Source organism: Sphingomonas sp. 66-10, from assembly GCF_001897045.1.
GTDB lineage: Bacteria > Pseudomonadota > Alphaproteobacteria > Sphingomonadales > Sphingomonadaceae > Sphingomonas > Sphingomonas lycopersici.
Genome location: NZ_MKRR01000112.1, coordinates 1 through 3,937 on the forward strand (window position 1 = coordinate 1; position 3,937 = coordinate 3,937).

The following is a 3,937-nucleotide window of genomic DNA, read 5'->3' on the forward strand; positions in this document are numbered from 1 at the left end:
CGTCACCTTGCGCAAGAATGCGTGCGGCGCTTCGATCGCATTGGCATAGTTCTCACCCTTCGCGGCAACGCGCAAAAAGGCCTGCTGGACCAGGTCCTCCGCGTCCTCGCGACCAACCCAGCGCGCAACAAAGCGCAGCAATCTCGGACGCTCGGCAAGAAACATCTCGGCGATGATGCTGGCTCCACGAAATCTATCATTTACCGGCGGCAGCGGATCGCCTTCGCCCATCACAACAGTCGTCACCTGCTCCGCAGCAGCATCGATGCTCATGCAAGCACCATCCGCGCAGCAATAGCGCTGCCCGACCCAAGGTCTCGCACAGCAAGCGCGAACCGATAGCCCCGTTCCATGGGCTGGTCTCCGAACCCAAGAGCGTTCCGGCAAGGCCGGATTGAGGAAGCCGGTTCGGAACGAGCGCCGTCACCTTTAGCCGATTTCCCAGCCTGGACATCCGCGACAGCCGTCCGGACGCGCCGAGGCTCCGAACGTATTTTCCTCAGATGCGGCTTCCACGCATCTGCACCGACATTCACGGTGCCAGGCAAATCTACAGCACGAGCAAAACAATGCAAGTCGCTGAACTGAACCACATTTGCGCGAAGGATGCCGGGCGTCAGGTAGCGTGCTTGGGGAGCACGTGCCGAGACCTTTAGCCTTGCGGCCTGGACATGCGTCCCGGCCACCCGGCAGCTTCATATCGCGGGTTTCGGTCACGATCTCTCATCGAGAAACGAAGCCGCGATCGGTAAAATCCATCTGTCGGAAGTCGACGCCGAGGTTCTGGCCTGCGCGACGCACTCCTTCCTGAAGGCGGTGAAGTTTGTCGGCTTGTCCGTTCTGCTTGAGGCCATCGCGTGTTGCGACGGCAAGCATCGCGAGCACCTCGAGCGTTTCCGCAAACTGCTGCTTGTCGACGTCCGTCATGCGGGCGATCCGCTGATCCGAGCCCAAGCTCTCGCGAAGCCGATCGCGCACCACCGCATATCCCGCCGCGTGCGGACGTGAATCCTCATCATTCACGACCTCCCATGAAATGACGAGATATCCCATGAGCACGTCCGCGAGGTTGCCGGAGGAAAAGCCGGCTGATTGCAGCAATCTCGCAAAGCTGGCGCGTAGCTGGCCGTTGTCGAGATTCCGCTTCAGTGCGCTTGTATCGATGTCGGGCGAGTTCTGCCGCAGGGCGGCAAGGATATGCGCGTTGGTCTGAGCAGTAACCAGCGCGGACGCAGTGAACCCCAAATTGGCCGGCTTTGGCATAGGCTGGGAAGGCTGAATAGGCGGCTGCGCGGTCGAACGCGTCGGCCGTCGCGCTGCATATCTCGCGGATTCGGCGATCGCGGCGTTGACGGCCGTTGTGCCGGCAAAGCTCGACATGTTGGCGAAGGACGAATCGATCATCCCCGAAAAGTCCTGCGCGGACAGGCGCGGACCGGGCAGCGCGACAGCTAGCGTCATGGCAAGCGCGAAAACCGCACCTCGACGAACCGACATGGCTTTTTTGGTCATGGATACCCCTTTATCGGTTGTGAAATATCCGCCCCCCGAAGTGAGCGCTGCACTCCCGCTTTTCACCTTGCGCGCCTCAGGCTATTGCCCTCCAATCATCTATCAGAAGCGCTTGCTGAGCGAGAGGCCTATGATCCGCGGGTCGAGCGTGAAGACATTGGTGGTAAGGCCGGAATCGTCCGAGTTGACGAAGGCGCCAGTGATCGGCGCCTTGTCGAAGACATTCTTGATGTAGAGTTGCACCGCGAAACCAGAGGCGGGGCGATCGAGCGTGATCGCGAGATTGAGGTTGTCCCAGCCGCGCAACCGATCGTTGACCGCGTTATAGACGCGCGCCCAGCTTGCTCCTTGTGCATAATAGTCCCCTCGGAGCGTCAGGTTCCAGCTCGCAAGCGGAAGGGTATATTGGCCGCCGATGTTGAAGGTCCAATGCGGCGCGTTTGGCAGCTCTTTACCCGAAAGATCGGCATAGAAGCCGCGCCCCTGGTTCTGGCCGACATCGGCATAAGTCAGCGGGTCATAATCGATGCCGTAGAGCGCAGGGCCGCCGAACTGCACGCCGCTGAACGCGCAGAACCCGGTGATTACAGCATCGACGCTCGGAGGCAGGCCCGCGTTGAAATCCGCGAGCATATTGAGCAGCTCTTGCACCTTCGCCTTTGGCGCGATGCAGTTCGACGCCTGTTGCAGCCACGGTTTCACCATCACCCAATCGTCATGCCCCTGCAGGCGGTTCATGACGTCGATCGATTTCATTCCATTACCGATCCGCGTTTTGAGCAGTCCGAGATTGGCGTTGAAACGCCAGCGTGGCGTAGGGCGCCATATCGACTCCAGCTCGAGCCCGTAGCTGATCGCGTTGAAATTCTCATTCTTGGTCGCCCGATCGACGATCTGCGATACCTGATAGTCCTTATAATCGTAGAAGAATGCGGTCGCGTTGAGCGTCAGCCTGCCGCCAGCGAAGGTGTTCTTCGTCCCGATCTCGAACGCATTGACATATTCCGGCCTGAACCGCGGATCGACGTCGAAATGGCCGAGATATTGGGGATCGGACCCTATGCTGGGCGAATTGGTGCCGCCGGCCTTATAGCCCCGAGCATAGGAGGCGTAGAGCAGGGTTTCGTTGGTGAAGGAGATATGCGGCTTCCAGTCGACGACGAACCTGCCGGTCACTGCCCCCCATCTCTGCCTGATATCGGGCTGAGCGGGATAACCACTGTTGACGTAACCGCCGCCAAACAGGCCGGGAGTCAGCAAGAGCTGGCTCGGATATGGGGTCGTCACCTTGATGTCGCGGGTGTAGCGCAAACCGGCGGTGATCTTGAGCGCATCGGTCGCTTTCCAATAGATTTCACCGAATCCGGCCCAGGACCGGGTCCGCGCGACGTTGCGACTGCGGAAATAATTATGCCCTTCCCCGTTGATCGAGCCCAGCGGGTTGGGGTCGACATAGAGACAGGTCGCAAGAGCATCGCCCGGCACGGCGGTTAGACCCCGAGGACAGTTCACGATCTCATAATGATCGCCATTATAGACATTATTGTACAACATCTCTCCAACGAGCGTGAACGTATTGTTGAATACATAATAATCTTCGTCGATCTTGAAATCGAGATAGTTCACGCCGAGATTGAAATTGATCGGCCCGGAATTTTGCGACTGCAGGCGGAATTCCTGGGATATTTGCCGGCTTTTCGATCGATTGATATCGACCGCGAGAACGCCCTTCGAACAGCCCAGCTGGGGATCGCAGAAGGCGCCCCCGGGCAGGATGTTCTGGGTCGGGACGAAGATGGCATCTCCAACCGTGGTTTGGGACGTGTCAAAGAAGACCGGCCTGGACACGAAGCGATTATAATCCTGGGTGGAAAAATAGTTATCCCTCGACCATCCGGTTTGTGAGACAAGCTTCAGGCTGTCGCTGATACTCAGCTCCGCGTTGAATTGCACGACGTCATTCTTCGCACGAAACCGGGGGTCGTAGGTTGTCGCGATCTCGCGCAGATTCCGAGACTGGATGACGTTCGAGAAGGGGTCGCTGCCGAAGGCGATCGCAGGGACGACATTCAAAAGATTGCCGTCCTTATCGGCCAAATAGCCAACGATGCTTTGCCCGATCGTGGCGGCGACGACGTTGGGAAGGCTGGCGCCGTTGGGAACGCCAAAGGCGCCATCGTCATAAAGCGAGCCCGGCCTGCAACCCTGGCTGAAAAAGCCGCGGTCCTGTGCGCTGATCGGGGTATCGCCAACCGCGGTCGGGGACGGGTCGTTGTGGCATAATTGCTTGCCGGTGCGCGACCGGCTGTCGTCTTCGTTGAAATGTTCCCAGACGAGGCTGGCGGTAAAGCGATTGTCCGGTTTCCACACGATCGACCCGCGCGCGCTCCACAGGTCGCGGCCATTGACCGCGCGGTTGGTTACA

3 protein-coding genes are annotated in these 3,937 nt (G+C 59.1%); all 3 read right to left on the reverse strand.

All coding sequences use genetic code 11. The annotated features are described in order from the left end of the window. A partial coding sequence (locus BGN95_RS11865; protein ID WP_286772710.1) for an RNA polymerase sigma factor occupies positions 1–273 on the reverse strand: 273 nt, incomplete at its 3' end. Between the two features lie 450 nt (positions 274–723). Further along, the gene (locus BGN95_RS11870) at positions 724–1,512 is read right to left on the reverse strand and encodes a DUF6683 family protein (RefSeq protein ID WP_286772711.1); all 789 of its coding nucleotides are present in this window, start codon (positions 1,510–1,512) and stop codon (positions 724–726) included. Positions 1,513–1,614: 102 nt separating this feature from the next. Then, positions 1,615–3,882 carry a TonB-dependent receptor domain-containing protein gene (locus tag BGN95_RS11875; RefSeq protein WP_286772712.1) on the reverse strand — a complete coding sequence of 756 codons (2,268 nt, stop codon included), beginning with the start codon at positions 3,880–3,882 and terminating at the stop codon, positions 1,615–1,617. Positions 3,883–3,937 lie beyond the last annotated feature (55 nt).